At 61.3% G+C, this 25560-nt stretch carries 22 protein-coding genes; 14 read left to right on the forward strand and 8 right to left on the reverse strand.

What is annotated here, in order from left to right; all coding sequences use genetic code 11:
- The first annotated feature begins 137 nt into the window (after positions 1 to 137).
- From glpK to sbmA, 6 genes are all read left to right on the forward strand, one after another.
- A complete protein-coding gene (glpK, locus tag ASG68_RS28230) occupies positions 138 to 1631 on the forward strand; it encodes a glycerol kinase GlpK (protein WP_062576830.1) in 1494 nt (497 codons plus the stop codon).
- Positions 1632 to 1743: 112 nt separating this feature from the next.
- Complete coding sequence (locus ASG68_RS28235; protein ID WP_062576833.1) at positions 1744 to 2802, forward strand: LLM class flavin-dependent oxidoreductase; 1059 nt, start codon at positions 1744 to 1746, stop codon at positions 2800 to 2802.
- A 94-nt stretch (positions 2803 to 2896) separates the two neighbouring features.
- Entirely contained in the window at positions 2897 to 3349 is a 453-nt protein-coding gene (locus ASG68_RS28240; protein ID WP_162243560.1) for a GNAT family N-acetyltransferase, read from the forward strand.
- A gap of 112 nt (positions 3350 to 3461) precedes the next feature.
- The gene (gene map, locus ASG68_RS28245; protein ID WP_062576838.1) at positions 3462 to 4211 is read left to right on the forward strand and encodes a type I methionyl aminopeptidase; all 750 of its coding nucleotides are present in this window, start codon (positions 3462 to 3464) and stop codon (positions 4209 to 4211) included.
- Positions 4212 to 4295: 84 nt separating this feature from the next.
- Positions 4296 to 5492, forward strand: coding sequence for an MFS transporter (locus ASG68_RS28250; RefSeq protein WP_082478146.1), 1197 nt, complete (start codon positions 4296 to 4298; stop codon positions 5490 to 5492).
- A gap of 109 nt (positions 5493 to 5601) precedes the next feature.
- A complete protein-coding gene (sbmA, locus tag ASG68_RS28255) occupies positions 5602 to 6873 on the forward strand; it encodes a peptide antibiotic transporter SbmA (protein WP_062576840.1) in 1272 nt (423 codons plus the stop codon).
- Between the two features lie 36 nt (positions 6874 to 6909).
- On the opposite strand, the gene ASG68_RS28260 is transcribed toward sbmA, so the two are convergent.
- Positions 6910 to 7911: a polysaccharide deacetylase family protein gene (locus ASG68_RS28260; RefSeq protein ID WP_062610312.1), complete on the reverse strand. Its 1002-nt coding sequence runs from the start codon at positions 7909 to 7911 to the stop codon at positions 6910 to 6912.
- A gap of 135 nt (positions 7912 to 8046) precedes the next feature.
- On the opposite strand from ASG68_RS28260, the gene ASG68_RS28265 reads away from it, so the two are divergent.
- From ASG68_RS28265 to der, 3 genes are all read left to right on the forward strand, one after another.
- Positions 8047 to 8634 carry an NnrU family protein gene (locus ASG68_RS28265; RefSeq protein ID WP_062576844.1) on the forward strand — a complete coding sequence of 196 codons (588 nt, stop codon included), beginning with the start codon at positions 8047 to 8049 and terminating at the stop codon, positions 8632 to 8634.
- Positions 8635 to 8742: 108 nt separating this feature from the next.
- Positions 8743 to 9414 carry a tetratricopeptide repeat protein gene (locus tag ASG68_RS28270; protein ID WP_062576846.1) on the forward strand — a complete coding sequence of 224 codons (672 nt, stop codon included), beginning with the start codon at positions 8743 to 8745 and terminating at the stop codon, positions 9412 to 9414.
- 77 nt (positions 9415 to 9491) lie between these two features.
- Positions 9492 to 10913, forward strand: coding sequence for a ribosome biogenesis GTPase Der (der, locus tag ASG68_RS28275; RefSeq protein ID WP_062576848.1), 1422 nt, complete (start codon positions 9492 to 9494; stop codon positions 10911 to 10913).
- Between the two features lie 5 nt (positions 10914 to 10918).
- Here the strand turns inward: der and ASG68_RS28280 are convergent, their stop codons facing one another.
- The 3 genes from ASG68_RS28280 to ASG68_RS28290 all read right to left on the reverse strand — a co-directional run bounded on the left by ASG68_RS28280 (position 10919) and on the right by ASG68_RS28290 (position 13420).
- A complete protein-coding gene (locus ASG68_RS28280) occupies positions 10919 to 11845 on the reverse strand; it encodes an AraC family transcriptional regulator (protein ID WP_062576850.1) in 927 nt (308 codons plus the stop codon).
- 5 nt (positions 11846 to 11850) lie between these two features.
- Entirely contained in the window at positions 11851 to 12396 is a 546-nt protein-coding gene (locus tag ASG68_RS28285; protein WP_062602510.1) for a YbhB/YbcL family Raf kinase inhibitor-like protein, read from the reverse strand.
- Between the two features lie 106 nt (positions 12397 to 12502).
- On the reverse strand, positions 12503 to 13420 hold the full coding sequence (locus ASG68_RS28290) for a sugar kinase (RefSeq protein ID WP_062576854.1): 918 nt from the start codon (positions 13418 to 13420) through the stop codon (positions 12503 to 12505).
- Positions 13421 to 13617: 197 nt separating this feature from the next.
- On the opposite strand from ASG68_RS28290, the gene ASG68_RS28295 reads away from it, so the two are divergent.
- From ASG68_RS28295 to ASG68_RS28305, 3 genes are all read left to right on the forward strand, one after another.
- Positions 13618 to 15264: an alpha-glucosidase gene (locus tag ASG68_RS28295; RefSeq protein ID WP_062577099.1), complete on the forward strand. Its 1647-nt coding sequence runs from the start codon at positions 13618 to 13620 to the stop codon at positions 15262 to 15264.
- A 75-nt stretch (positions 15265 to 15339) separates the two neighbouring features.
- The gene (locus tag ASG68_RS28300; protein ID WP_062576856.1) at positions 15340 to 15606 is read left to right on the forward strand and encodes a type II toxin-antitoxin system ParD family antitoxin; all 267 of its coding nucleotides are present in this window, start codon (positions 15340 to 15342) and stop codon (positions 15604 to 15606) included.
- Positions 15596 to 15859: a type II toxin-antitoxin system RelE/ParE family toxin gene (locus tag ASG68_RS28305; RefSeq protein WP_062576858.1), complete on the forward strand. Its 264-nt coding sequence runs from the start codon at positions 15596 to 15598 to the stop codon at positions 15857 to 15859. Before ASG68_RS28300 ends, ASG68_RS28305 begins: the two co-directional genes overlap by 11 nt.
- A 6-nt stretch (positions 15860 to 15865) precedes the next feature.
- Here ASG68_RS28305 and ade read toward each other — a convergent pair whose 3' ends face one another.
- From ade to ASG68_RS28320, 3 genes are all read right to left on the reverse strand, one after another.
- Positions 15866 to 17563, reverse strand: a complete 1698-nt coding sequence (ade, locus tag ASG68_RS28310) for an adenine deaminase (protein WP_062576860.1) — start codon at positions 17561 to 17563, stop codon at positions 15866 to 15868.
- A 141-nt stretch (positions 17564 to 17704) separates the two neighbouring features.
- Positions 17705 to 18811, reverse strand: coding sequence for a branched-chain amino acid ABC transporter substrate-binding protein (locus ASG68_RS28315; protein ID WP_062576863.1), 1107 nt, complete (start codon positions 18809 to 18811; stop codon positions 17705 to 17707).
- Positions 18812 to 19164: 353 nt separating this feature from the next.
- Positions 19165 to 20493, reverse strand: a complete 1329-nt coding sequence (locus tag ASG68_RS28320) for an aspartate aminotransferase family protein (RefSeq protein ID WP_062576866.1) — start codon at positions 20491 to 20493, stop codon at positions 19165 to 19167.
- 263 nt (positions 20494 to 20756) lie between these two features.
- Here ASG68_RS28320 and ASG68_RS28325 point away from each other — a divergent pair, with 263 nt between their 5' ends.
- On the forward strand, positions 20757 to 23066 hold the full coding sequence (locus tag ASG68_RS28325; RefSeq protein ID WP_244484356.1) for a glycoside hydrolase family 9 protein: 2310 nt from the start codon (positions 20757 to 20759) through the stop codon (positions 23064 to 23066).
- Complete coding sequence (locus ASG68_RS28330) at positions 23063 to 24223, forward strand: Gfo/Idh/MocA family protein (RefSeq protein WP_062576870.1); 1161 nt, start codon at positions 23063 to 23065, stop codon at positions 24221 to 24223. The genes ASG68_RS28325 and ASG68_RS28330 overlap by 4 nt, the downstream gene beginning before the upstream one ends.
- Here the strand turns inward: ASG68_RS28330 and ASG68_RS28335 are convergent.
- Positions 24218 to 25282 carry a Gfo/Idh/MocA family protein gene (locus ASG68_RS28335; protein WP_062576872.1) on the reverse strand — a complete coding sequence of 355 codons (1065 nt, stop codon included), beginning with the start codon at positions 25280 to 25282 and terminating at the stop codon, positions 24218 to 24220. The two genes, ASG68_RS28330 and ASG68_RS28335, sit on opposite strands and share 6 nt — an antisense overlap.
- Positions 25283 to 25560 lie beyond the last annotated feature (278 nt).

Here is a 25560-nt window from a genome sequence, read left to right on the forward strand (position 1 = left end):
GTCCCCCGACTTTTCGCAGGCGCGAAGGCGCGTTTTGTTTTCGTTTGACATTCGTTTTTGTATCGTATTGAAGTTTTTGAAATGGTCGCTGTCTTGAGGAGAGGTAGTGTACCCAAAGGACGCCGGGGAGGGGCAGGATGAGCGGATATATTCTTGCAATCGATCAGGGCACGACATCGAGCCGTGCGATCATCTTCGATAAAAACCAGAAAATCGCCGGATCCGGCCAGAAAGAATTCGAGCAGCATTTCCCGAAATCCGGCTGGGTCGAACATGATCCGGAGGAAATCTGGGATACGGTTGTCTCGACCATCAAGCAAGCTCTCCGCAATGCCGGTATCAAAGCCGGCGATCTCTCGGCTATCGGCATCACCAACCAGCGCGAAACCGTCGTCGTCTGGGAGCGCGAGACCGGCAAGCCCATCCACAATGCCATCGTCTGGCAAGACCGCCGCACCGCCTCCTATTGCGACAAGCTGAAAAAGCAGGGTCTGGAAAAGACCTTCACGAAGAAGACCGGCCTGCTGCTCGACCCGTATTTCTCCGGCACCAAGCTCTCCTGGATGTTGGCCAACGTCAAAGGTGCGCGGACGCGCGGCGCCAGGGGCGAGCTCTGCTTCGGGACGATCGATACATTCCTGATCTGGCGACTGACGGGCGGAAAATCCTTCGTCACCGATGCGACCAACGCATCCCGCACGCTGATGTACAACATCGTGACCAACGAATGGGACAGCGAACTGCTGGAAATTCTGAGGGTTCCCGATGCGATGCTGCCGGATGTGCTGGACTGCGCGGCGGATTTCGGCGTGACGGATGCTTCCGTCATCGGTGCCGAAGTCCCGATTCTCGGTGTCGCCGGCGATCAGCAGGCGGCGACGATCGGTCAGGCCTGCTTCCAGCCGGGCATGATGAAATCCACCTATGGCACCGGCTGCTTTGCGCTTCTCAATACCGGCAAGGACATCGTCCGCTCGAAGAACCGGCTTTTGACGACCATTGCCTATCGTCTGGATGGCGAGACGACCTATGCGCTCGAAGGTTCGATCTTCGTCGCGGGCGCCGCCGTGCAATGGCTGCGCGATGGGCTGAAGGCGATCAAGGCTGCGTCCGATACGGGCACGCTCGCCGAACAGGCCGACCCCACGCAGGACGTCTATCTCGTTCCGGCCTTCACCGGGCTTGGCGCGCCGCATTGGAATCCCGATGCCCGCGGTGCGATCTTCGGCATGACCCGCAATACCGGCCCGGCCGAATTCGCCCGCGCCGCACTGGAAGCGGTTTGCTACCAGACGCGCGACCTGCTCGATGCCATGCACAAGGACTGGAAGAGTGACGGCAAGGAAACGGTCCTGCGTGTAGACGGCGGCATGGTCGTTTCCGACTGGACCATGCAGCGCCTGTCGGACCTTCTCGATGCCCCGGTCGACCGCCCGACCATTCTGGAGACAACGGCGCTCGGCGTCGCCTGGCTTGCCGGCAGCAGGGCAGGGGTCTGGCCGAACCAGAAGGAATTCGCCAAATCATGGTCCCGCGACCGCCGTTTCGAACCGGCCATGGACGAGAAGACGCGCGCCGGAAAGCTGAAGGGCTGGCGCAATGCGGTGAAGCGTACGCTGACCGAACTGTAACCGTTCAGGAAACGCACCGTTTCCTGTGGTGAACTGTCAAAGCGCGCTGGCCATGGTTATTTCTAATGAGCATGAAATAGCTCGCCCAACGGCTGACAACAGGTAGCATCCCATGGAACTTGGTCTTTACACTTTCGGCGACGTCCACCCTGAAGCACCGACCGGGCGCGGCCGGGAAGGTGAGGAGCGGGTGCGTCATCTGATCGAGGAGATCGAACTTGCCGATCAGGTTGGGCTCGATGTCTTCGGTTTGGGCGAGCATCACCGGCCGGACTATGTCGCCTCGGCGCCGGCAATGATCCTGGCGGCTGCCGCGTCTCGCACGAAAAACATCAAGTTGACGAGCGCGGTGACGGTGCTGAGCTCCGAAGATCCGGTGCGGGTGTTCCAGCAATATGCGACGCTGGACCTGATTTCCAACGGACGCGCCGAGATCATGGCGGGGCGCGGTTCCTTCATCGAATCCTTCCCGCTGTTCGGTTATGACCTCGAAGACTACGACCAGCTTTTTGCCGAAAAGCTCGATCTTCTGCTGGCGATCCGCGAGGGCGAGAAGGTGACCTGGTCTGGCGAGAAGCGCGCGCCGATCAACGGGCGTGGCGTCTATCCGCGTCCGGTCAACGATCCGCTGCCGGTCTGGATCGCGGTGGGCGGCACGCCGCAATCGCTGGCGCGCGCCGGTGCCCTTGGCCTGCCGGTGGCGCTGGCGATCATCGGTGGCGAGCCGGCACGCTATGCGCCATTGTTCGACCTCTACCGTGAGTCGGCACGCCGCGCCGGGCAGGATGCATCGACGTTGAAGACCAGCATCAATGTACACGGCTTTATCGCCGATAAGACCGGGAAGGCGGCCGACCAGTTCTATGGTCCGCAGGCCGAGGTGATGAACCGGATCGGGCGGGAACGCGGATGGGGGCCGACGAACCGGGCGCATTTCAACCAGTCGATAGGCCCGAACGGCAATCTCTTCCTCGGCGATCCCGATACGGTGGCGGAAAAGATCGTCCGGCATCAAAAAATCTTCAGGAATGACCGCTTCCTGCTGCAGATGGCGATCGGCCTGATGCCGCACGACCAGATCATGCGCGGCATCGAGCTCTACGGCACCAAGGTCGCGCCGCTTGTGCGGGCAGCGCTTGCGGACAGCAAGAAAGACGTTGCACCGGCCTGATTTCCGCCGGTTTCCGCATGCTCTGATGCTCGTAGCTTGCGCGGACGGCCTTTCATCCGCCGGCCGGCTGCACGGGGAGCACAAGATTGTGGACATGAATGCCTTTGCCCTGCGGCCCGGCGCCGAAGGTGATCGAGACGCGATTGCCGCACTCTGGCATGCGAGCGCAAGCCTGCCGGGTGTGGGCCCCGCTCTCATGCCGACGCAGCGCGAGATGCTGGAACGCGTTGATCTGGAACTGGCGGGCGGCTGGGATGTGACGGTCGCGGCTGTTGGTGGCCGGTTGATCGGATTTATCGCACTCAAGCCGAAGGAAGCGGTGCTGGACCAGTTGTTCGTCCATCCCGGTTCGCTTGGCTTCGGGGTGGGCCGAGCGCTGCTCGCTCATGCAATTCGGACGATGCCGTGCGGCTTTACGCTTTTCACCCGATCGGCAAACGGCAAGGCCATGCGCTTCTATGAAAGGGAGGGGCTGGTTCGCATTGGGGAGGGGGGTCATCCAAAAACCGGCGACCCCATTACCCATTACGCCTGGAAAGTCCGCTGACATTCTGCTGCCAGGAATGGGCGCTGTTAGTGCCAAAGGTGCATTTTCATCGGACTGACGACTGGAACGAAGGCGTTCGGCGGGTTACATAACCAGCCGAAAGCGAGAGACGATGACCCTCAACAATGATGAAGATCTGGAGCGGCTGAAGGAAATCGGCCGCATCTGCGCCAATGCGATCCAGGTGATGGCCGGGGCGATGGAGCCTGGTATGACCACGGCCGAACTCGATGCCATCGGCCGCAAGGTTCTGGAAGATGCCGGAGCCCGTTCGGCGCCGGAACTCGCCTATAATTTTCCGGGCGCGACCTGTATCAGCGTCAACGAGGAAGTGGCGCACGGCATTCCGGGCTCGCGCGTCATCCAAGCCGGCGATCTCGTCAATATCGATGTATCCGCCGAGAAGAACGGGCTGTTTGCCGATACCGGCGCTTCCTTCGCTTTGTCGCCCGTCAAGCCGCAGATCGAGCGCCTTTGCCGGGATGGCAAGCGCGCCATGTGGGTTGGGTTGAACGAGGTGAAGTCGGGCAAGCCACTCGCGGCCATCGGCAATGCCATCGGCGCCTTTGCCAGAAAGAACCGCTACACGCTTGTCACCAACCTCGCCAGCCACGGCGTCGGCCGCTCGCTGCATGAGGAGCCGACCGAGATCGCCACCTGGCCGGACAAGCACGAGAAGCGCCGGATGACCGAGGGCATGGTCTTCACCGTCGAGCCGTTCCTGTCGCTCGGCGCACAATGGGCCGAAGGCGGCGACGATGCCTGGACGCTCTACAGCGAACCGCGCGCGCCGACGGTGCAGTACGAGCACACCGTCGTCGTGACCCGCAACGGGCCGCTGGTCGTTACCCTACCGGGCTGACCTTCCGCACGCATTCACAGCGCTGAACGACAACATCAAATTTTGTCGTTTGTGCCGGTCATGCTGCGTTGCGATATGTAAACCATGAGCAGCGCAGACAATTCCCCACATGAAAGCCTGATGCCGACAGCCCTTGCAGGCGCTATTGCCATGGCGGTTGCCATGGGCTTTGGCCGCTTTTCCTATACTCCGATCCTGCCCGGCATGATGGCCCGGCTCGGTCTTTCGCCGGCCGATGCGGGTATCATTGCGTCGGCCAATTTCATCGGCTATCTCGCCGGTGCTATTGCCGCAGGATACGGCTGGGCCGCCGGGCGTGAGCGGATGATCAGCCTTTCGGCACTCGTTTCCACCGCGATCCTGCTCCTGGCAATGGGGCTGACGACCTCGCTCGTTGCCTTTTCCGTCATCCGGTTCCTGGCGGGCGTTGCCAGCGCCTTCACGATGATCTTTACCTCCGCCATCGTGCTGAGCCGGGGGCTTGCGGCCGGCAATCCGCATGTTCAATCAACGCATTTCGGCGGCGTCGGCATCGGCATCGCGGTTTCGTCGGTCATGGTGTTCCTCCTGCCGGCGCAAGGGTTCGGCACTGTAGCAGGCTGGCAGGCGGCCTGGTTCGGCGGCGCGGCCATCGCTTTCGCGGGAACGGCCGTTGTCGCCATGCTTCTGCCGCGCGGGCCGGCGGCGGGGGCGGCCAGCGACAGGGAAAAGCCGCTGGTCTGGACGCGGCCGCTCACGGTCGTCACCCTGACCTATGGCCTGTTCGGCTTCGGCTATGTCATCACCGCGACGTTCCTCGTGGCCATGGCGCGGCAGGGCGCGACGGATCACACGGTGGAATTTCTCGCTTGGCTGATCACCGGGCTCAGCAGCGCCGTTTCGGTTTATGTATGGCGCCATGCGGTGCCGCGTCTCGGCATTGTCGGCGTTTACCTCGCCGGACTGCTGGTCGAGGCCATCGGTCTCGTTCTGGTGGTCGCGCTGCCGTCTCCGGCGGCACCGCTGATCGGCGGCCTGATGCTTGGCGCTACCTTCATCATGGTCACCGCCTATGGCCTGCAGATCGGCCGGGCGCTGGCACCGGAAAGTCCCCGCAAGGCGCTCGCCTTCATGACCGCAGCCTTCGGTGTCGGCCAGATCATCGGGCCGCTGGTAGCGGGCTGGCTGGCGCAAGGCAGCGGCAGTTTCGGCCTGCCGACCCTGCTGGCGGCCGGCGTGCTGCTCTTCTGCGCGGCCCTGATCTGCGTGGAGATGCGCCGTATCGTGGCCGCGAGCCGATAGGCGGCTGCCGATTAAATAACGGTAACATTAGCTTGACGTGATTGGCAGGGCAGGGCTTTTGCCCTAGGTTCCGGCAAGCCCTGCTTCATCGCCAACGAAAGCGTTTGATTTGTTCATTTCCTTCTTTCCTTCTCCGCGCCTGTTCTTTCTGTCCGCTCTGCTCTGGGCCTTGGTTGCCGTCGTTGTCTGGTATGTCGGCGGTGAGCAGTTCGGTGCCTTGATCGGGCTTCCGCCGCTCGCTCCCGGTCAGGAGCCTGTGGTCGGGGTCTCAGTCTTCTGGTCGCCGTCCTTCCTGTGGTTCTATATCTACTACGCGGTCATGGTCGGGCTGTTTTCTGCCTTCTGGTTTACCTTCCGGCCGCATCCCTGGCAGAGGTGGTCTGTTCTCGGCTCAGCTCTGATCGTGTTCGCGACCTACTTTTCGGTGCAGGTAAGTGTGGCCATCAATGCCTGGTACGGTCCGTTCTACGACATGATTCAGCGCGGTCTTGCGCGCACTGCGCCGATCCCGACGGCGATGGATTATTATCTCGGCATGGTGGGATTTGCAGGGATTGCATTCGTCGCGATCACCATTGGCGTGCTCAACCTCTTCTTCGTCAGCCATTATGTCTTTCGCTGGCGCACGGCGATGAACGATTTCTACATGTCCCATTGGGACAAATTGCGTCATATCGAGGGTGCTTCCCAGCGTGTGCAGGATGACACGATGCGCTTTTCGCGCACGATGGAAGGGTTGGGTGTCAGCCTCGTCAGCTCGATCATGACGCTGGTCGCGTTTCTGCCCGTGCTTTTCAAATTTTCGAGCACGGTGACCGAGCTTCCACTGATCGGCGAAATTCCGCACGCGCTCGTGTGGGCGGCGATCTGCTGGTCGCTGTTCGGGACGGTTTTCCTGGCATTGGTCGGGATCAAGCTTCCCGGCCTGGAGTTCCGCAATCAGCGTGTCGAGGCGGCCTATCGTAAGGAACTCGTCTATGGCGAAGATCATGCCGACCGGGCACAGCCACCGACGGTGAAGGAACTCTTCGCCAATGTGCGGAAGAACTATTTCCGGCTCTATTTCCACTACATGTATTTCAACGTCGCCCGCATTTTCTATCTGCAGGCGGACAACCTGTTCGGCACGCTCGTCCTCGTTCCGTCGATCGTCGCCGGCAAGCTGACACTCGGTGTCATGAGCCAGATACAGAATGTCTTCGGGCAGGTGCGCGAATCCTTCCAGTATCTGGTGAACTCCTGGACGACGATTGTCGAACTGTTGTCGATCTACAAGCGCCTGAAGGCGTTCGAGGCTGCGATCGATGATGAACCGCTGCCGGATATCGACCAGCGCTATCTTGAGCGGCAGACGGAGGATGACGAACCCGTCAGCGCGTGACGGGTTCGCTCAAACTTGCACCAAATTCCAGAACAATCAAAAGGCGGAGCGATCCGCCTTTTTCTGTTTGGCAATCAGCGGCAGGGCCTGCTCATAGCTGACGCAGGCGACCTCCGGCTTGCTGCAGGTTTCGGTGAGGAAGCGGTCGAGGGCGCGCCAATAGGCGCCGCCGTTCATTTCGACGAAATGGAAGCCCAGCTGCAGGGGAATGCGACTGCTATTGTATTCGTGCTCAAAGGCCTTGCGATAGGCGTCGAGCGTGCGTTCTTCGAAGGCGGCGCTGTCCTTGCGGTTTTCGACGCCCATCGAATGGCGAATGAAGAGATTGTAGTCCATGCCGATGACGCGGCGCTGGCTCGGACCTTCGGGAATGAGCGGCAGGCCGAAACGCGGCATGCCTTCGGCGGACGCAGGCCAATCCGGCCCCTTGGTGACGAGGCTGGCGTCATAGACGAAACCATGCTGCTTCAGGGTGGGCAGCAAGCCATCGCTCAGCGAAAGATAGGGCGCGCGAAAACCCTTGATATCGTTGTCAACGAAATCCGCCCAGCCTTGTGGCTCCTCGTTGCTGATGCCGCCCGCTTTCCAGGCGTTTTCCAGGGCGGAATGGAAGGCGGTGAATTCCGTATCCCAGTCCTTCTTGCTCCAGTCCTTGCCGTCGAAATGGCCGCAGGCATGGCTGCCGATATCGTGGCCATCGAGATGCGCCTGCCAGATATGCCGCACCCGTGTCTGGATTTCCTCCTGGCTCTGGGCAAAGCCGACATTGGAACGCCCGGCCGTGTGGCCCGGGGCCTGATAGGCCCTGCCGCCATCGGCGCGGGTCATCAAAAAGGTGCAGGAGAGAAAATAGGTGAAATGCGCGCCGGTGCGCTTAGCCATATCCAGGCTCTTGTCCCACAGCCGGTTATCATGCGCGCCGTCGAATGAAATGATGACCAATTGCTTGGGCGGAGTGGCGACGGGCGGTTGCACGGCACCGGCAAACGTCGGGGTCAGCGTCAGCGCGAGAGCGAGGGCGGCAGAAAGTCTGGGCATGCGGAAACCTTGGGCGGCAGTGGCGGGATTGTGTTCCCTGCGCGCAGAATGCGGCAATCCCGTGATTAGCCTTTCATCTTGGATACGATCCGGCTATGCGAGAAGGCGAAAATTTTAACGAAACGGGTCGATATCATGGCATTGCTGGTTCTGGGGATCGTCATTTTTCTGGGCATACATCTGGTACGCGTCGTCGCGCCGGAGCTGCGGGCCTCCGTCATCGAGCGCAACGGCAAGGGCGTTTGGATGGGGCTCTATGCCGTCATCAGCCTGGTCGGGCTCTGTCTTGTCATCTACGGCTTCGGCGAAGCGCGGCTGACGACCGGCATGCTCTACAATCCGCCGGTCTTCCTGAAGCATATCGCGCTGCTGTTGATGCTGCTGGCCTTCATCTGTCTTGCCGCCGGCTTTTTGCCGGCTGGTCGTATCGCGGTTGCGCTCAAGCATCCGCAGATCCTGTCGATCAAGATCTGGGCGCTGGCTCATCTGCTGGCCAATGGCGAGACGTCCTCCGTCATCCTGTTCGGCTCGTTTCTCGCCTGGGCCGTCATCATGCGCATCTCGATGAAGCGGCGCCAGCGCGCGGGTGAACAGGTGCTGCCGGTGTTCCGTTCCGGCTCCAGCGACATCCTGGCCGTGGCGATCGGTGTGGTTGCCTATCTGCTGTTTATCTGGAAATTGCATGAATGGCTGATCGGCGTTGCACCGATTGTGATGGGGTAAGCGGCGCTAATTCACGCTGCCCCCTTACAACTGCCTCAAAATACGGTAGAAGCGCGGAAATCTTTACATTCATCACTGCAGGGAAGGCCGGGCGACCGGAACTTAGGAATGGCGAACCAGGACGACAGCTTTATCCGTGAGGTCAATGAGGAACTGCGTTCCGAACAGGTGAAGGCTGTCTGGACCCGGTTCGGCAGCATCATCATCGGTATCGCCATCCTGATTGTGCTCGGCACCATCGGCAAGGTCGGTTACGAATACTGGCACGAGACCTCCGCGTCGAAGTCAGGCGACGAATTCCTCGCCGCGCTGACGCTGTCGCGGGAGAACAAGACCGACGAGGCGATCGCTGCCCTGACGGCGCTCGAAAAGGACGGCTATGGCGCCTATCCGGTTCTGGCCAAGATGCGCGCCGCGACCCTGCAGGCGCAGAAGGGCGACGTGGCCGGTGCCGTGCAGGTCTTCTCCGATATTTCCAAGGATGGCAGCCTGCCGCAGGCCATGCGCGACGCCGCACGCATCCGCGCCGCTTACCTGCTGGTCGATACCGGCACCTATGAGCAGGTTTCGGCCGAGGTCGAACTGCTGGCCGTTCCCGCCAATGGTCTTCGCCATTCGGCGCGCGAGGTGCTTGGTCTCTCCGCGTACAAGGCTGGCGACATGGCCAAGGCCAAGACCTGGTTCCAGCAGATTGCCGATGACCAGGAAACGCCGCGCAACCTTGCGAACCGCGCCCAGATGCTGCTCGATCTGATCACCGCGAGCGGAAAGGCCGCCTGAGCGGCCGATACGAAACTCAGGGGTCTGCGGGCGGCATGGGTTGCCTGCATATCTGGCCCTGAAGACAGGATTATTCGATGAACTTCACCGTCGCCATCGTTGGGCGCCCCAATGTCGGAAAGTCGACGCTTTTCAACCGTTTGGTTGGAAAGAAGCTGGCGCTTGTCGATGACACGCCCGGCGTGACCCGCGACCGGCGGCCGGGCGATGCCAAGCTCGTCGATCTGCGTTTCACCATCATCGATACCGCTGGTCTCGAGCAATCCGGTCCGGAAACCCTGCAGGGCCGGATGTGGCTACAGACGGAAGCGGCGATCGACGAGGCCGATCTGACGTTGTTCGTTGTCGATGCCAAGTATGGCCTGACGCCGGCGGACGAGACGCTCGGCGAAATGCTGCGCCGTCGCGGCAAGCCGGTGGTGCTGGTTGCCAACAAGTCGGAAGCCAAGGGATCCGATGGCGGTTATTACGATGCCTTTACGCTGGGTCTCGGTGAGCCCGTCGCGATCTCGGCCGAACACGGCCAGGGCATGATCGATCTGCGCGATGCGATCGTCGCTGCGATCGGCGAGGACCGCGCCTTTCCGCCCGAGATCGATGAAGCCGAGACCGATATCGACCTGCGTGGCGAAGAGAACTTCGAGGACGAGGAGTTCGAGCCGGAATATGACGAGACCAAGCCGCTGCGCGTCGCCATCATCGGCCGCCCGAATGCCGGCAAGTCGACGCTGATCAACCGCTTTCTCGGCGAAGACCGGCTGCTGACCGGTCCGGAAGCCGGCATCACCCGCGACAGCATTTCCGTCGAATGGGAATGGCGCGGTCGCACCATCAAGATGTTCGACACGGCCGGCATGCGAAAGAAGGCGCGCGTGCAGGAAAAGCTCGAGAAGCTTTCCGTTGCCGACAGCCTGCGCTCCATCCGTTTTGCCGAAGCCGTGGTCATCGTCTTCGATGCGACCATCCCGTTTGAAAAGCAGGACCTGCAGCTCGTCGATCTCGTCGTGCGCGAAGGCCGTGCCGCGATCCTCGCCTTCAACAAGTGGGATCTGGTCGAAGACCCGCAGGCACTGCTGGCCGATCTGCGCGAGAAGACCGAACGCCTGCTGCCGCAGGCACGCGGCATTCGCGCCGTGCCGATTTCCGGCCAGACGGGCTATGGCCTCGACAAGCTGATGCAGTCGATCATCGATACGGACAAGGTGTGGAACCGCCGTATTTCGACCGCGCGGCTGAACAAGTGGCTTGAGGGGCAGCTGATCCAGCACCCGCCACCGGCCGTGTCCGGCCGCCGTCTGAAGCTGAAATACATGACCCAGGTCAAGGCCCGTCCGCCTGGCTTCATGATCTCCTGCACGCGTCCCGATGCCGTGCCGGAAAGCTATCTCCGCTATCTCACCAACGGTCTCCGCGCCGATTTCGAGATGCCTGGCGTGCCGATCCGCATTCATCTCAGGGCCGCCGACAATCCGTTCGAAGGGCGGAAGAAGAAGCGGTAACGGCTCTACCGTTTGTGGCCGCGAATGGCGCTCGGGGCAAAACCGAACCGGGCGCGAAATCGGAGCGCAAAGCGGGATTGCGATTCGTAACCGACATCTTGGGCGATGTGCAGGATCGGCAGATCGGTGGATTGCAGCAGTTGCATGGCGACGGACATTCGGACATCGGTCAGCAATGATTGGAACGACCATCCTTCCGCAGCAAGCTTGCGCCGCAGCGTTGCCGGACTGACCCCGAGTTTCCGGCACAGTTTCTCCCCCGTCCAGTCATACCCCGGTTTCGCCATCAGAAGCTCCCGGGCGCGCGGCTCGAAGCCCGTGGGGCGGGGCAGGCTAAAATGGCCGCCGCACAGATCGAGCCAGATCAGCAGTTCCTTTATCCGGTGCAGGGCGATGACCTCCGGTGATCCCTCCGGGTTCGCGATCGCCTCGGTCGCCAGATCATAGGCATCGAGAAAACTCTTCGGTGGGCTGCCGATGGTCAGCCCGACCTCGATCGCCCGCCCTCCTGTTGGAATGTAGGCGGCGACAAGTTCGGGATCGAAGGCGACCCAGCGTGCCTGATAGACACCGTTCTCATCCGCTTCATTGACCACGTCGAAGACCTGGTTCTGGCTGAGCGCCACCGCGCCACCGGCCTTGATCGTCAGTTCGGTCTCTCCAAGGCGCAGGATTTTCGTTCCGTGCTCGACGAGAATGATCACCGGGCGGGCGATGACAATGTTGGAATAACGCAACCGGTTGTGCTGGATGATCCGGGCGGCGGCGCCGACGGAAGGACGAACGAATATCCGGTGGGTTGCTTCCTGCCTGTCCGTGTCAGGCTTGTGGACGGCGGTCATGGCCTCGCTGTGCCCGGCAATGCCGACATGCCGCGGCGGGTTCGCCCCGCGCGGCATGTCCTGTTCGTAAGCGAGACGATTTCTCGACATTGTTCCTATCGACTTCCTTTCGCCGAGACTGTCGCCACGGCGAGCGTGTTCATGTTGCTGACAAAGCCGATCAACGCCGGCGTGGCATTGTCGGGAACGGGCAGCTTGTCGACCGAGAGCGCCTTCACGGTGATCGTATAATCGTGTTCCGTGCCCTCAGGCGGGCACGCGCCGCCGTAGCCGGCCATGCCGGTATCGGTCGGCGTCATGATCGCGCCTTGCGGCAATCGGCCAGCCTCGCTGCCGGCGCCGGACTTCAGCGACGTTGCATCTGCCGGGATGTTCGCGACCACCCAGTGCCACCAGCCGGAACCTGTCGGCGCATCCTTGTCGTAGAGAGTGACCAGGAAGCTCTTGGTCCCTTCCGGTGCATTTGACCAGCTGATATCCGGCGAGACGTTGGCGCCGGTGCAGCCGAAGACGTTGGCGAACTGCGCCTCAGCGACCTTGCCCGATGCTAAGTCGTTGCTGGTCGCTGTAAAGTCTGCGGCCGAAGCCATGTTCGCGCCCATCAATGTCGTTGCCACCAAGGTCATCAATCTTCCCGTCATCGCGATCTCCTTTGCTTCGTTGACAAGCGCAGGATAGGGCGATCATCGGCACGATACGGTGCCGAACGGATCGATCTTGGTGCCGAAACGATCAGATGTCGAGGGCTTAAAACGACGGTAGCTTATCGCGCGGGATCAGGGCGCCGTGATGCTGGATGACCGCAGCCGCAGCCGACGCCGCGAAGCGGGCGGCGGAGACGGGATCGCCGGAGCGCGCATAATGGGCAATGAAGGCGCCGTTGAAGCTGTCACCGGCACTGGTCGTATCGACGATCCTGTCCACTTTCGCGGAGGCGACAAAATCCGGTGCGGCATCGCCGAAGGCAAGCGTGACGCCGGCCGCGCCGTCCTTGACGACGACATTGTCGACGCCGAGGCCGAGGTAGCGGGCAACCGTGGCTGCCACGACTACATCGCCGAAATGCGTTGCTTCGTCATCGAAGCTTGGCATGACAAGGCTTGCAGCGCGGGCGCCGGCGGTGATCGTTTCCAGCATGTAGGTCTGGTCATCCCACAGGCGCGGCCGGATGTTCGGATCGAACACGACCGTTTTGCCCGCCGCCCTTGCGCGGCGCAGTTCGGACAGTAGCGTTTCGACGCCGGTCGGCGCCAGGATGGCCAGCGTGATGCCGGAAAAGACGAGGATGTCGGAGGCTTCGATGGCGGTGCGCAGATGATCGGCATCATCGGCGAGCGTCTTGGCGGCGGAGACGGAGCGCCAATAGGAGAAGCTGCGTTCACCATCCTTGAGATGGATCATGTAGAGGCCGGGGGAGCGACCCGCGACGCGGCGGATATAGCTGGTGCCAACACCGGTCTTTTCGATAAAGGCCAGCATGTCGTTCGAGACAGTATCGTTGCCGACGGCGGTCAGATAGTCGACCGACCACTCCTGTGGCAGGAAGCTGCGGGCATAATAGGCGGTGTTGAACGTATCGCCGGCATAGCCTTTGCGAAGCAGATCACCTTCGGCCTGCATGAGTTCCACCATGCATTCCCCGATCGAAAGCAGCCTGCCGCCCATGAAATCCCCCCCGCTGGTCGCGCCGTTTTGCGAAAGCCGGGATACGGCTTGTGGGCGCGGAACGCAAGCGGCTGCGCGTGATAGACACGTGCTCCGGCTTCTTCGCCTCATTATGCTGCGGCGCCACAGAATGCCGTTTACTCCCGGCGGCGGCAACGATACATCTTGAGCATATCCTTGTGATCGCGGAGTTTTTGATGGCATCCTCCTTGAAGTCCAATCCCGATTGGTGGCGCGGCGCGGTGATCTATCAGGTCTATCCGCGCTCCTTTCAGGACACCAAGGGCGACGGGGCGGGCGACCTCAAGGGTGTGACGCAGCGGCTCCCCTATATCGCAAGCCTCGGTGTCGATGCGATCTGGCTATCGCCATTCTTCACTTCGCCCATGGCCGACATGGGTTACGATGTTTCCGACTACTGCGATGTCGATCCGATGTTCGGCACGCTCGCGGATTTCGATGCACTGCTGAAAAAGGCGCATCAGCTCGGCATCAAGGTCATCATCGACCAAGTGATTTCCCATACATCCGACCAGCATGCCTGGTTCAAGGAAAGCCGTTCCGACCGCACGAATGCGAAAGCCGACTGGTATGTCTGGGCCGATCCGAAGCCGGATGGCACCGCGCCGAACAATTGGCTGTCGATCTTCGGCGGCCCCGCGTGGGAATGGGACGGCGTGCGCAAGCAATATTACATGCACAATTTTCTCGCCTCCCAGCCGGATCTCAACTTCCACAATCCGGAGGTTCAGGATGCGCTGCTGGATACCGTCCGGTTCTGGCTGAAGCGCGGCGTGGATGGGTTCCGTCTCGATACCGTGAACTTCTACTTCCACGACAAAGAACTGCGCGACAACCCGCCACTGGTCTATGACGAAGATGCGATCGGTCTCGACGCACCCGACGTCAATCCTTACGGGATGCAGAACCATCTCTATGACAAGACCCAGCCGGAGAATATCGGCTTCCTCCAGCGGTTCCGGGCTCTTCTGGATGAGTTCGGCGATCGCGCGTCGGTGGGCGAGGTTGGCGATGGCGCTCGCTCGCTGAAGACCGTGGCCGCCTATACCGGCGGCGGCGACAAGCTGCAGATGTGCTATACGTTCGACCTTCTCGGGCCGGATTTCACGGCCACCCATATACGCCGCTGCGTCACCGCCTTCCAGGACGCCGTCACCGATGGCTGGGTCTGCTGGGCCTTCTCCAATCATGATGTTACGCGCCATATCAGCCGCTTTGCGCAGACGGCCGAGGAACGCGATCGCGTTGCCAAGCTGGCGATCTCGGTTCTGGCGGCATTGCGTGGCTCGATCTGCCTCTACCAGGGCGAGGAACTGGCTCTACCCGAAGCGGAACTCGAACTTGCCGACCTGCGCGACCCCTACGGCATCCGCTTCTGGCCGGCCTTCAAGGGGCGTGACGGATGCCGCACGCCGATGGTCTGGGAAAAGGATGCCGATTTTGCCGGCTTCTCCGACGTCAAGCCGTGGCTACCGGTGCCGAAGGAACACCGCCCGCTTGCCGCCGACGTGCAGGAGAGCGTGCCGGATTCCGTCCTCGCACACTATCGCCAGACGCTCGGCTTCCGCAAACAGCATGCGCCGCTGCTCGACGGCGGCATGCACTTTGTTGAGACGAATCAAGACCTGCTGATGTTCGTGCGTGAAAAGGCCGGCGAGAAGCTGCTGTTCGTCTTCAATCTTCGGCGGGGGCCGCAGACGATAACCTTACCCAAGGGTGTTCTGATCACCGAGGCGGTGCCGATGCCGGGATTTACGCCCGGGTTTGATGGCGACGAGATATCGCTTGAGGCGCTGGATGTGTTCTGCGGGCGGATGGGCTGACCTTCGCCACGCGGGCTACTGGTGAAAGTATCATAAACTGATATAATATCGAGACTGACGCTTGGGAGAAAGCCAATGGCATCGAGCTACACATTGGGAACTCATTACGAAGGCTTTATACGTGATTTGCTGGAGAGCGGCCGCTATGCCAGTGCCAGCGAAGTCGTTCGGGATGGGCTGCGTGTTCTGGAGGAGCGGGAGCAATTGCGGGCCGCCAAGTTGGAAGCATTGAAAGCAGCGATCAACGACGGCTTTGCAAGCGGCGACCCCGAAGACCTGGACATGGCATCGATAAAGGCTGAGGCTCGTTTATCAGCGTCGAAGTCTGCCCGTGGTGCTTGATCTCAGGCGATCGCCGAGGGCAAAAGCCGATCTGATCGATATCTGGCGCTACATCGCGCGCGACAACGATGCTGCTGCCGATCGGCTGTCGGACCGGCCTGAGGCAGGGCGTCCGCGGCCGGAACTTCACGCCGACCTTCGCAGCTTTCCAGTCGGCAATTACATCATCTTTTACACGTTCGATGGGACGGCTTTAACGGTGGTTCGTGTGCTGAGCGGCTTTCGCGATATTTCCGAAGATTTTCTGCGTTAGACAGGCTCACCCGATCAGCGCAAACTTGTTGACATCCACCAGCCCCATGTCTGAAATCTTCAGATGCGGGATGACCGGGAGCGGCAGGAAGGCCAGTTGCAGGAAGGGTTCCTGTAGAGTGGCGCCGAGCGCAAAGGCCGCCTCGCGCAGGTGATGCAGCGTGTCGCGAACACTCTCGTAGGGTTCCAGGCTCATCAGGCCGGCGACGGGCAGCGCGATTTCGCCGGTGACCTTGCCATCCTCGACGACGACAAAGCCGCCCTTGATCTCGCCGAGGCGATTGGCGGCGAGCGCCATGTCGTCTTCGTTGACGCCGACAACGCAGATATTGTGGCTGTCATGACCGACCGTCGAGGCGATGGCACCCTTCTTCAGGCCGAAACCCTGGACAAAACCGTTGGCATGGTTGCCGTTGACGCCGTGGCGCTCGATGACGGCGACCTTGATGATGTCGCGGCCGAGATCGACGCCGGCCTGATTGCCCGATGCCGGCAGCTTGAAGCGCCGGTGTTCGGTAATGATCTTGCCGGGAAGGACGCCGATCACCGAGGTCTCGCCGTCGGCATAGGGCACGCCGAAATCGGCGGCGTTCACGTGCCCCGCCTTGACACTGTCGAGGCCGACGGGCGCAACGGCGCGGCGGGTGGCAAACAGGGCGTCGTTGACCAATCGACCGGCCGCGAAGACCATGTCCGCCTTGCAGTTTTCGAGTGTATCGACGACCACGAGATCGGCGCGCCAGCCGGGCGCGACCAGCCCACGATCCCGAAGACCGAAAGCGCGCGCGGCCGAGATCGAGGCGGCCCGGTAAACCGCCAGCGGTTCGACACCCTGCGCGATCGCCTCACGGATCATGTAGTCGAGGTGACCCTGTTCGGCGATATCGAGTGGATTGCGGTCGTCGGTGCAGAGCGCGAGGAAAGGCGAGAGGCGCTCCGTCAGGATCGGCATCAGGGCGTGCAGGTCCTTGGAAACCGAGCCTTCGCGCACGAGGATGTGCATGCCCTTGCGGATCTTCTCGAGCGCTTCCTCGGCGCTCGTGCATTCATGGTCGGTGCGGATGCCGGTGGAGAGATAGCCGTTGAGATCGAGCCCGCGCAGCAGCGGGGCATGGCCATCGATATGGCCGCCCTGGAAGGCTTCGAGCTTGGCGAGGCAGACGGGATCCTTGTGGATGACGCCGGGGAAGTTCATGAATTCGGCAAGGCCGATGACCTTCTCGTGGTCACGGAACGGCAGCAGTTTCTCGATCGGCAGATTGGCGCCGGAGGTCTCCAGATGCGTCGCCGGCACGCAGCTCGACAGCTGCACGCGGATGTCCATGATCGTTTCGAGGGCGGAGTTCAGAAAGAACCGGATGCCTTCAGTACCGAGCACATTGGCGATTTCGTGCGGGTCGCAGATCACTGTCGTCACACCATAGGGCAGGACGCAGCGGTCGAATTCATGTGGGGTGACCAGCGAGGATTCGATGTGCAGATGGGTGTCGATGAAGCCGGGGACGACGATCCTGCCGGAAATGTCGATCTCCTGAGAGCCTTGATAGGTTCCACAGGTGCCGACGATACGGTCGCCGCTGATGGCAATATCGGAGGCAACCAGTTCGCCGGTGACGAGATCGAAGAAGCGGCCGCCCTTGAGCACGATGTCTGCGGGCACGCGTCCGGTGCCCTGATCGATCAGCGTTTCCAGTCTCTTGCTCATGATGATCCTGCTTCCTGCCTGCCGTTTTGCGTCAGCATAAACGCTGTCGCACGATAATGCACAGGGATAGCGGGAGGTGTGGCCATTCATCCCAATGAAAACGGGCGCCGAAGCGCCCGTTGCCAGTATTGCTGCTTCCGTTTATTCGGCGGCGACGATCTTGCCGCCGTCCCACTTGTAGAGCGAGAAGCTTTGTGAGGTGAGGTCGCCGGTTTCGCCGTAGGTGACATTGCCGATCGCCGTGGTGATCGGCTCGCCGGTCTTCAGCGCGGTGGCAACCGCCGTCGCATCTTCGGCGCTGCCGGCCTTTTCGATACCGGCCTTGATGACTTCGACAGCGGCATAGGCGTTCAGCGTGAAGGCTTCCGGCGGGATGTTGGCGGCCTGCAGGGCCGCAACTGCCGCCTTCGAGTTTTCGTTCTTCAGTGCGTCAGAAGCGTTGGTGAAGACGGTGCCGGCTGCCGCATCCGTGCCGATGCTCCAGAATTCGGTGTTGGACAGGCCGTCACCGCCGATCACCTGGATCGGAGCGGAAATGTCACGCAACTGGCGAACCAGAAGGCCCGCTTCCGGGTGATAGCCACCAAAATAGAGGATATCGACATTCTCGGCCTTCAGGCGCGTAGTGATCGCGCTGAAATCCTTTTCGCCGGGTGTCAGCGAATCGTTGAAGACTTCCGTGATGCCACCGGCGTTCAGCGTCGCCTTGAAGGAATCGGCCAGACCCTTGCCGTAGGCGCCCTTGTCGTTGAGGATGCCGATACGCTTGTCCTTGAACTGTTTCAGAACATAGGCAGCAGCGACTTCGGCCTGCTGGTCGTCACGGCCGCAGGTGCGCAAGATTGTTGCGAGACCACGCTTGGTGAGATCGGGCGTCGTTGCCGTCGGCGTGACCATCAGGACGCCGTTTTCAGCCAGCACGTCGGATGCTGGCATGGCAACGCCCGACGTCACCGGGCCAACGACAAAGCGGATGCCGTCGCCGACGATCTGGTTTGCGGCCGAAACGCCTTGCTTGGGCTCGCCGGCATCGTCAGCCAGCTTCAGCACGACCTGTTCGCCGAGAATGCCGCCGTTCTTGTTGATCTGGTCGACGGCGACCTGGGCGCCGTTCTTCACCTGGTCACCATAGGCGGCGACCGGACCGGTCAGTGGCGCGATCAGGCCGATGACGATTTCCGCATGGGCGAGCGGCGCAAAGGCCAGTGAGGCGGCGAGGGTGGTTGCCGACAGTGTCTTGAAATTCATCTTGCTTCTCCTTGGATGGGTTGGTTCCCCGCAGTGCCAGCGTCGTGATCGCCAGCCGTGCGGAGCAATCCCTCCGATCGAAGCAAACCCGCGCTGATGGCCCCCGTCTTCTGCGAACAGGTCCTTCCCATGCCCATGGGTCTATGAAGCGCTTACGGATTTCGCAAGGCGATTTTCTGGGCAATTGCGAAATATTTGTTCAATTTACCGTGTCGCGGCGAGCGCGGCCGGTTTCAAAATCAGGTCGTCCCGACTGATTCTTTCGTCCGAGACGCGAAGACCACGGACAAAGCAGTTCTCTGCCGAATGTGCCCGGCGAGCGCCTCAAGAAGGGCGCTCGCCGGTATCGGTCATCAGGCGTTGGCGATCAGCACCTTGCGGATGCCGTCGATCAACTCGTCGATCTCAGCCTTCGAGATAATCAAGGGCGGCGAAAGGGCAATGATGTCGCCGGTGGTGCGGATCAGGTAGCCGCTCTCATAGGCCTTCAGGAAGGCGGAGAAGGCACGCTTGGTCGGCTCGCCGGCGATCGGGGAGAGTTCGATAGCGCCGATCAGGCCTATGTTTCTGATATCGATGACATGCGGGCAGTCTTTGAGCGAGTGCAGCGCATCGGCCCAGTAGGGCGCGAGTTCGGCGCCGCGGGTCAAAAGGCCTTCGTCGCGATAGGTGTCGAGCGTGCCGAGTGCGGCGGCGCAGGCGATCGGGTTGCCGGAATAGGTATAGCCGTGGAAGAACTCGATCATGTGCTCTGGGCCGCTCATGAAGGCGTCGTGGATTTCGGCCGTGACGAAGACGGCGCCCATTGGAATGACGCCGTTGGTCAGACCCTTGGCGGTGACGATCATGTCCGGTTTGACGTCGAAATACTGGGCGGCGAACGGCGTGCCGAGGCGGCCGTAACCGGTGATGACTTCGTCGAAGATCAACAGGATGCCGTGCTTGGTGCAGATATCCCGCAGCTTCTGCAGATAGCCCTTCGGCGGAATGAGGACGCCCGTCGAGCCCGCGACCGGCTCGACGATGACGGCAGCGATGGTCGAGGCGTCGTGCAGTGTGACGATGCGTTCCAGTTCGGTGGCGAGATCGGCGCCATGCTCCGGTTCGCCCCGGGTGAAGGCGTTCTTTTCCGGCAGATGCGTGTGGGGCATGTGATCGACGCCGGTCAGCAGCGTGCCGAACATCTTGCGGTTGGAAACGATGCCGCCGACGGAGATGCCGCCGAAATTCACACCGTGATAGCCGCGCTCGCGGCCGATCAGGCGGGTGCGCGAGCCATTCCCCTTCACCTTGTGATAGGCGAGCGCCACCTTGAGCGCGGTCTCGACCGATTCCGAGCCGGAATTGGTATAGAGCACATGTTCCATGCCATCAGGCGCGATGTCGATCAGGCGGTTTGCCAGTTCGAAAGCCTTGGGATGGCCGAGCTGGAAAGCCGGTGCATAATCGAGTTCGCCCGCCTGCTGCTGGATCGCCTCTGTGATCAGCGGACGGCAGTGGCCGGCATTCACGCACCAGAGGCCAGCGGTGCCGTCCAGCACCTGGCGTCCGTCATGGGTCGTGTAGTGCATGTCCTTCGCCTTGACGAACATGCGGGGTTCTTTCTTGTACTGCCGGTTGGCCGTGAAGGGCATCCAGAAAGCCCTCAGATCGTTGGGCGTGGCATTCAGGCGGTTGGACATCGTGTTCTCCGTGGTGTTTCTTCTGGCGGCCAGATCAGGGCATCAGGTTGAATCTTTTACCTGATGGTCAAACTATCAGCGCACCCTGAAGCGTCAAGCCTTGGCCGGATGGCTCCGGGCCTCTGCTATCGCTTCGAAATAAACGTTTTCTTGATCATGGCGGCAGGAATAGGACGTGACATCGGCTTCGTCTTTTCCGAAGTTTAACGTGTTCGGACACAGTGTCTCGCCGCGCCCCGACATTTGGCTTCAGGATGAAAACGTTGCGAAAAAACCTGGTCTGCCTGACAATCGTCTGCCTGACGCTTGCCGTCGTTTTCCGGCTTCCGGCGCAGGCGTGGGCCGCCAACATGATCGCGGACGGTACGTTCGACAACGGTTCGGATGCTTTCTGGGCAACCGGTGGCGTGACGTTGTCCCGGGAAAAGGGAAGACTCTGTGCCGACGTCGAGGCCGGCGGGCAGCCCTGGGACCGGCTGATGGGTGTCAACGATCTGCAATTCACGGCGAGCACGGCCTATCATCTGACCATGAAGCTTGAAGCGCGCGAGGAGCATTTGTTCCCGGTTCTCGTTCAGCGCAATGCCGAGCCGTGGACCGCGCAGGCTGCACTCGAAGCTGCGACGAAGAACGGCAAGAACGAATTTTCGGCCGTGTTCACAGCGACCGAAGCGGAGCCGGCACAGATTCTCTTCCAGCTCGGCGGTGCGGATGCCCCATGGCGTTTCTGCCTCGACGAGATCGCTGTCAGCGAGGCCGAGCCGGAAGCCGTTGCTGCTGCAGCGGCGACCGCAGCCGCTTCTGCTGTCTCCAAGCCAGCGCCGCATACGCTTCCCGCACTGGTCAACCAGACAGGTTACTTCGTCGATGGTCCGAAGCGGGCAACCATTATCTCCGACAGTGCCGAACCACTGGCATTCCAGCTGCAGGATGCGTCAGGCGCCGTGGTCGGGGAGGGGATGACCGCGCCCGGTGGTTTCGACCAGACTGTCGGCTCCGAGACGCAGATCGCCGATTTCTCCGCTTTCACGCGGGTGGGCGAGGGCTACCGGCTCGTCGTCGGCGGCAAGACAAGCTATCCGTTTTCGGTCGGCCATGATGTTTACGGAAAGCTGCGCATCGATGCACTTTCGTGGTTCTATCCGCAGCGCAGCGGCATCGAGATCGATGGCGACATTGCCGGCGATGCCTATGCACGGCCGGCGGGGCATGTGCAGCAGGGGGCGAACCTCGGCGATGTCAACGTGTCCTGCCTGACAGGCAAGGAGGCCGCGAAACTCTATGGCAGGGACTGGACCTGCGACTATACGCTGGATGTCACCGGCGGCTGGTACGATGCCGGTGACGAGGGCAAGTACGTGGTCAATGGCGGGATCGCGGTGGCGCAACTGCTCGGCACGTTCGAGCGCGGCTTTCTCTATGGCAAGGGCGCATCGCCCGTTATCAGCGACAGCCTGTCGCGCATTCCCGAAAACGGAAACGGTATTCCCGATATCCTCGACGAGGCGCGCTGGGAGTTGGAATTCCTGCTGAAGATGATGGTGCCGGATGGCCAGCCCCTGGCCGGCATGGTCCATCACAAGGTGCACGACAGCCGCTGGACGGGGGTGCCGATGCTGCCGCATCTTGATCCGGAAGAACGCGTGCTGCACCGCCCGTCGACCGCTGCCACGCTCAATCTGGCCGCTGCGGCGGCTCAAGGAGCGCGCGTGTTTTCGTCCTATGACGCAACATTTTCCCAGCGATTGCTGGCGGCGGCCGAAAAGGCCTGGCTTGCCGCAGCTGCCAATCCGGTGCTGTTTGCGCCGGAATCGGATGGTCTGCAGGGCGGCGGCGATTACCACGATACCGATATTACCGACGAGACCTATTGGGCCGCCGCCGAACTTTACATCACGACCGGGCAGTCGAAATATCTGACGACGCTGAAGGGCTCGTCCTATTGGGCCGGACCGGTGTTTCCCTCCATCGGTGCCTTCGACTGGCGCAGTGTTGCCGGTCTGGCGCGTCTCGACCTGGCCCTGTTCGGGGATCGCCTGCCCGAGGACGACAAGGCGATGATCCGAGCGTCGGTCGTGTGGGCCGCCCGCAATTTCATAGGCCTGCAGAAGAAGGAACCGTTCGGCCATATCTATCGGCCGGCCAACAACCGCTATGACTGGGGTTCCAATCACCTGATCCTGCAGAACATGATCGTCGTTTCCGCCGGTTACGACCTGACAGGAGAGAAGGTGTTCCTCGACAGTGTCCGGGAAAGCATGGACTACATCTTCGGGCGCAACGCCATGAACCTCTCCTATGTCACCGGTTACGGCAGCGCCTTTTCGAAGAACCAGCACAGCCGCTGGTATGCGCATCAGGTGGACGACAGCCTACCCAATCCACCGGTCGGCACGCTCGCCGGCGGGCCGAACTCGACGCTGGTCGATGCCGTCGCGCAGGCACGGCTTCAGGGCTGCCTGCCGCAGATGTGCTACATCGACGACATCATGGCCTGGGGAACCAATGAAATGACCATCAACTGGAATGCGCCGCTGGTCTATATCACATCCTTCCTGGCGGATGCACGATGAGCAGACAGACCGGAAGCGGACAGACGGGCATCGCCTTCATCGGCACGGGTTTCGTCGCCGACTACTACATGACGACACTCGTCAATCATCCGGGTCTGCGTCTTGCAGGTGTGTGGGACATCGATCCCGCCCGCCTCAAGCAGTTCTGCGATTACTGGAATGTCCGCGCCTATGCCTCCAGCGATGAACTGCTGGCCGATCCCGCTATTACCATCGTCGTCAACCTGACCACGCCGGAAAGCCATTACGCCGTCAACAAGGCGAGCCTTCTGGCCGGCAAGCATGTCTATTGCGAAAAGCCGCTGGCGATGACGGTGGACGAGGCGTGCGAGGTGGTGGCCATTGCCGAGGAGAGGGGGGTGGTTCTCGCCGGTGCGCCGGCAAACGCGCTGAGCGATGCCAAGGCGCACTGCGCTGATATTCTCGCCTCCGGCGTCATCGGAACGCCGCGCCTCGCCTATGCGGAGATGGAGGACGGCCCGGTCTTCCTCGACAACTGGCAGGAGTGGCGAAGCCGCTCCGGCGCAAAATGGCCGGGAGTGCATGAATTCGAAATCGGTTGCACGCTGGAGCATGCCGGTTATGCGACGAGCTGGCTGGTCTCGCTGTTCGGCCCTGTTGCCAATGTTGCGGCTTTTTCAGCGCTGACCTTTCCGAACAAAGGGCCGGGAACGGAAGAGCTTGTGCTCGGACCTGATTTTTCGACCGGCTGCCTGACATTCCGATCGGGGCTTGTCGCCCGCCTGACCAGCGGTCTCGCAGCACCGCGCGACCGATCCCTGACAATTATCGGCGACACGGGAACGATTGTCGTGCGCGATCTCTGGGACAACCGATCGCCCGTTCACGTGTCTCTGGTCGGATCGCGCCGACCGTTGCGGCACAAGTTGCTTGATCGCATCGAACGCCATCTCAAACGGAAACTCCCTTTCCGCTTGTTGACTGGAAAGTCGGTGCCATACCCGCATGCGGCTGCCAAAAGCAGCTTGCCGACCTATCCCTCGCAAATCGATTTCGTGCGCGGGATTGCGGCACAGGCAGAGGCGATCGCCGCCGGCACGCAACCGATCTTCGCGGGCAAGACCGCGCTGCATCTGACGGAAATCGTGCTCGCGCTCAATGCCGGCAAGCGGGACTATACGCCGACCGGCCTATGATGCCGGCTGCGCCAGGATCGTTTCAACGATGTCGAGAGCCGTGACGCTGTTTTCGAGCGGCATCGTCTGGCTTTGACGTTCGCCCTGAAGAATCGCCTTGCTTGCAGCGTCGATCTCGAACTGCAGGCCGTTTCCGACAAAGGTGTGATTATGGACGATGAGGCCGGGCAGAGGCAGTCTTGCTGCAATCTTGCCGGACAAACGCGACAGCCGGCCGGAGCCGGATGGCGCTATAAGCCGCCGCGCCCAACGGTTGCGGGTTACGAACACGCGGCTCGCGCGCAGGAACGGAGTATCGATAATGATGCTACCGGTCTCTCCCTCGATAATGAAACGATTGGTTCCATCGCGATCGAAGCCGCAGCTGATAGAGGCGTTGAAACCGGTGTAGACGAGCTGCAGGTCGGCCGTCATATCCACACCGGACGGTGTCGCGCTCCAGCGTCCAGAAATGGACCGTGGCGCTCCGAACAGCGCCAATGTCAGGGTGACCGGATAGATGCCGAGGTCGAACAACGAGCCACCGCCCAGCGCTTTCGAGAAGAACCGGCTGTTGCTATCAAAGGGCCTGACATAAGCAAGCTCGGCGCGGATGCCGGTGATGGTTCCGATGGCCTTGTCGGACAGCAGCGTGCGGACATGATTGACGGCGGGCAGGAAAACTGTCCAGAGGGCCTCCATCGCAAAGGTCTGCTTCTCAGCCACAAGATCGGCGATCTGGCGGGCCTGTGACACCGTCATGACCATCGGCTTCTCGATCAGCACCGGCTTGCCCGCGCTCAGCAGTCTTTGCGCGGCATCGAAATGGGCCGTGTTGGGTGTCGCGATATAGACGGCATCGATCTGCGGATCGCTCGCCAGTGCATCGATATCAGGAAGGATGCGCAGGCCGGGGAAACGTCGAGAAAACGCGTTTGCTGAATCCGGTGTACGCGAGCAAAGGGCCACTAGGCGGGCATGCCTGGCCAGCCGAATATCTTCGGCAAACGTCGCGGCGATATTTCCCGTTCCCAGGACCGCCCAGGCGACCGTTCTGTCGTTTTCAGCTCTGTTCGTCATGGCTGGGATACTGCATGCCAACTCTCAAGGGTGGGTTAAGCATGGAAAATGCAGGCCAAAAGCGAATTCCGCAAATCTGCAAGCTTTGCACAACCTTTTCGTGCGATCTGAAAGCCGTCCCGTAAAAGGGTGGCGGATCAAGGGCAATTACCGCTGCTTCACGAAGGGCATATGACCTAAGTCCGTCGCGTTCGACGAGAGCGTCCGAATGCGACGGACAAGTTTTGCCGGTCGATTTGAACGTTGGGCTGTATCGCGGAGCGCCATGAGATCGGCCG

The organism is Rhizobium sp. Leaf453 (assembly GCF_001425605.1).
In the GTDB taxonomy this organism is placed as follows: Bacteria; Pseudomonadota; Alphaproteobacteria; order Rhizobiales; family Rhizobiaceae; genus Pararhizobium.

Coding starts and splice junctions, on each gene's coding strand:
- ASG68_RS28315 (WP_062576863.1), bottom strand. CDS start 18,811: ATGAATTTCAAGACACTGTCGGCAACCACCCTCGCCGCCTCACTGGCC.
- ASG68_RS28320 (WP_062576866.1), bottom strand. CDS start 20,493: ATGTCCAACCGCCTGAATGCCACGCCCAACGATCTGAGGGCTTTCTGG.
- map (WP_062576838.1), top strand. CDS start 3,462: ATGACCCTCAACAATGATGAAGATCTGGAGCGGCTGAAGGAAATCGGC.
- ASG68_RS28250 (WP_082478146.1), top strand. CDS start 4,296: ATGAGCAGCGCAGACAATTCCCCACATGAAAGCCTGATGCCGACAGCC.
- ade (WP_062576860.1), bottom strand. CDS start 17,563: ATGAGCAAGAGACTGGAAACGCTGATCGATCAGGGCACCGGACGCGTG.
- ASG68_RS28290 (WP_062576854.1), bottom strand. CDS start 13,420: ATGGGCGGCAGGCTGCTTTCGATCGGGGAATGCATGGTGGAACTCATG.
- ASG68_RS28240 (WP_162243560.1), top strand. CDS start 2,897: ATGAATGCCTTTGCCCTGCGGCCCGGCGCCGAAGGTGATCGAGACGCG.
- ASG68_RS28265 (WP_062576844.1), top strand. CDS start 8,047: ATGGCATTGCTGGTTCTGGGGATCGTCATTTTTCTGGGCATACATCTG.
- ASG68_RS28280 (WP_062576850.1), bottom strand. CDS start 11,845: ATGTCGAGAAATCGTCTCGCTTACGAACAGGACATGCCGCGCGGGGCG.
- ASG68_RS28300 (WP_062576856.1), top strand. CDS start 15,340: ATGGCATCGAGCTACACATTGGGAACTCATTACGAAGGCTTTATACGT.
- ASG68_RS28270 (WP_062576846.1), top strand. CDS start 8,743: ATGGCGAACCAGGACGACAGCTTTATCCGTGAGGTCAATGAGGAACTG.
- ASG68_RS28260 (WP_062610312.1), bottom strand. CDS start 7,911: ATGCCCAGACTTTCTGCCGCCCTCGCTCTCGCGCTGACGCTGACCCCG.
- ASG68_RS28335 (WP_062576872.1), bottom strand. CDS start 25,282: ATGACGAACAGAGCTGAAAACGACAGAACGGTCGCCTGGGCGGTCCTG.
- ASG68_RS28295 (WP_062577099.1), top strand. CDS start 13,618: ATGGCATCCTCCTTGAAGTCCAATCCCGATTGGTGGCGCGGCGCGGTG.
- ASG68_RS28285 (WP_062602510.1), bottom strand. CDS start 12,396: ATGACGGGAAGATTGATGACCTTGGTGGCAACGACATTGATGGGCGCG.
- ASG68_RS28235 (WP_062576833.1), top strand. CDS start 1,744: ATGGAACTTGGTCTTTACACTTTCGGCGACGTCCACCCTGAAGCACCG.
- glpK (WP_062576830.1), top strand. CDS start 138: ATGAGCGGATATATTCTTGCAATCGATCAGGGCACGACATCGAGCCGT.
- ASG68_RS28330 (WP_062576870.1), top strand. CDS start 23,063: ATGAGCAGACAGACCGGAAGCGGACAGACGGGCATCGCCTTCATCGGC.
- der (WP_062576848.1), top strand. CDS start 9,492: ATGAACTTCACCGTCGCCATCGTTGGGCGCCCCAATGTCGGAAAGTCG.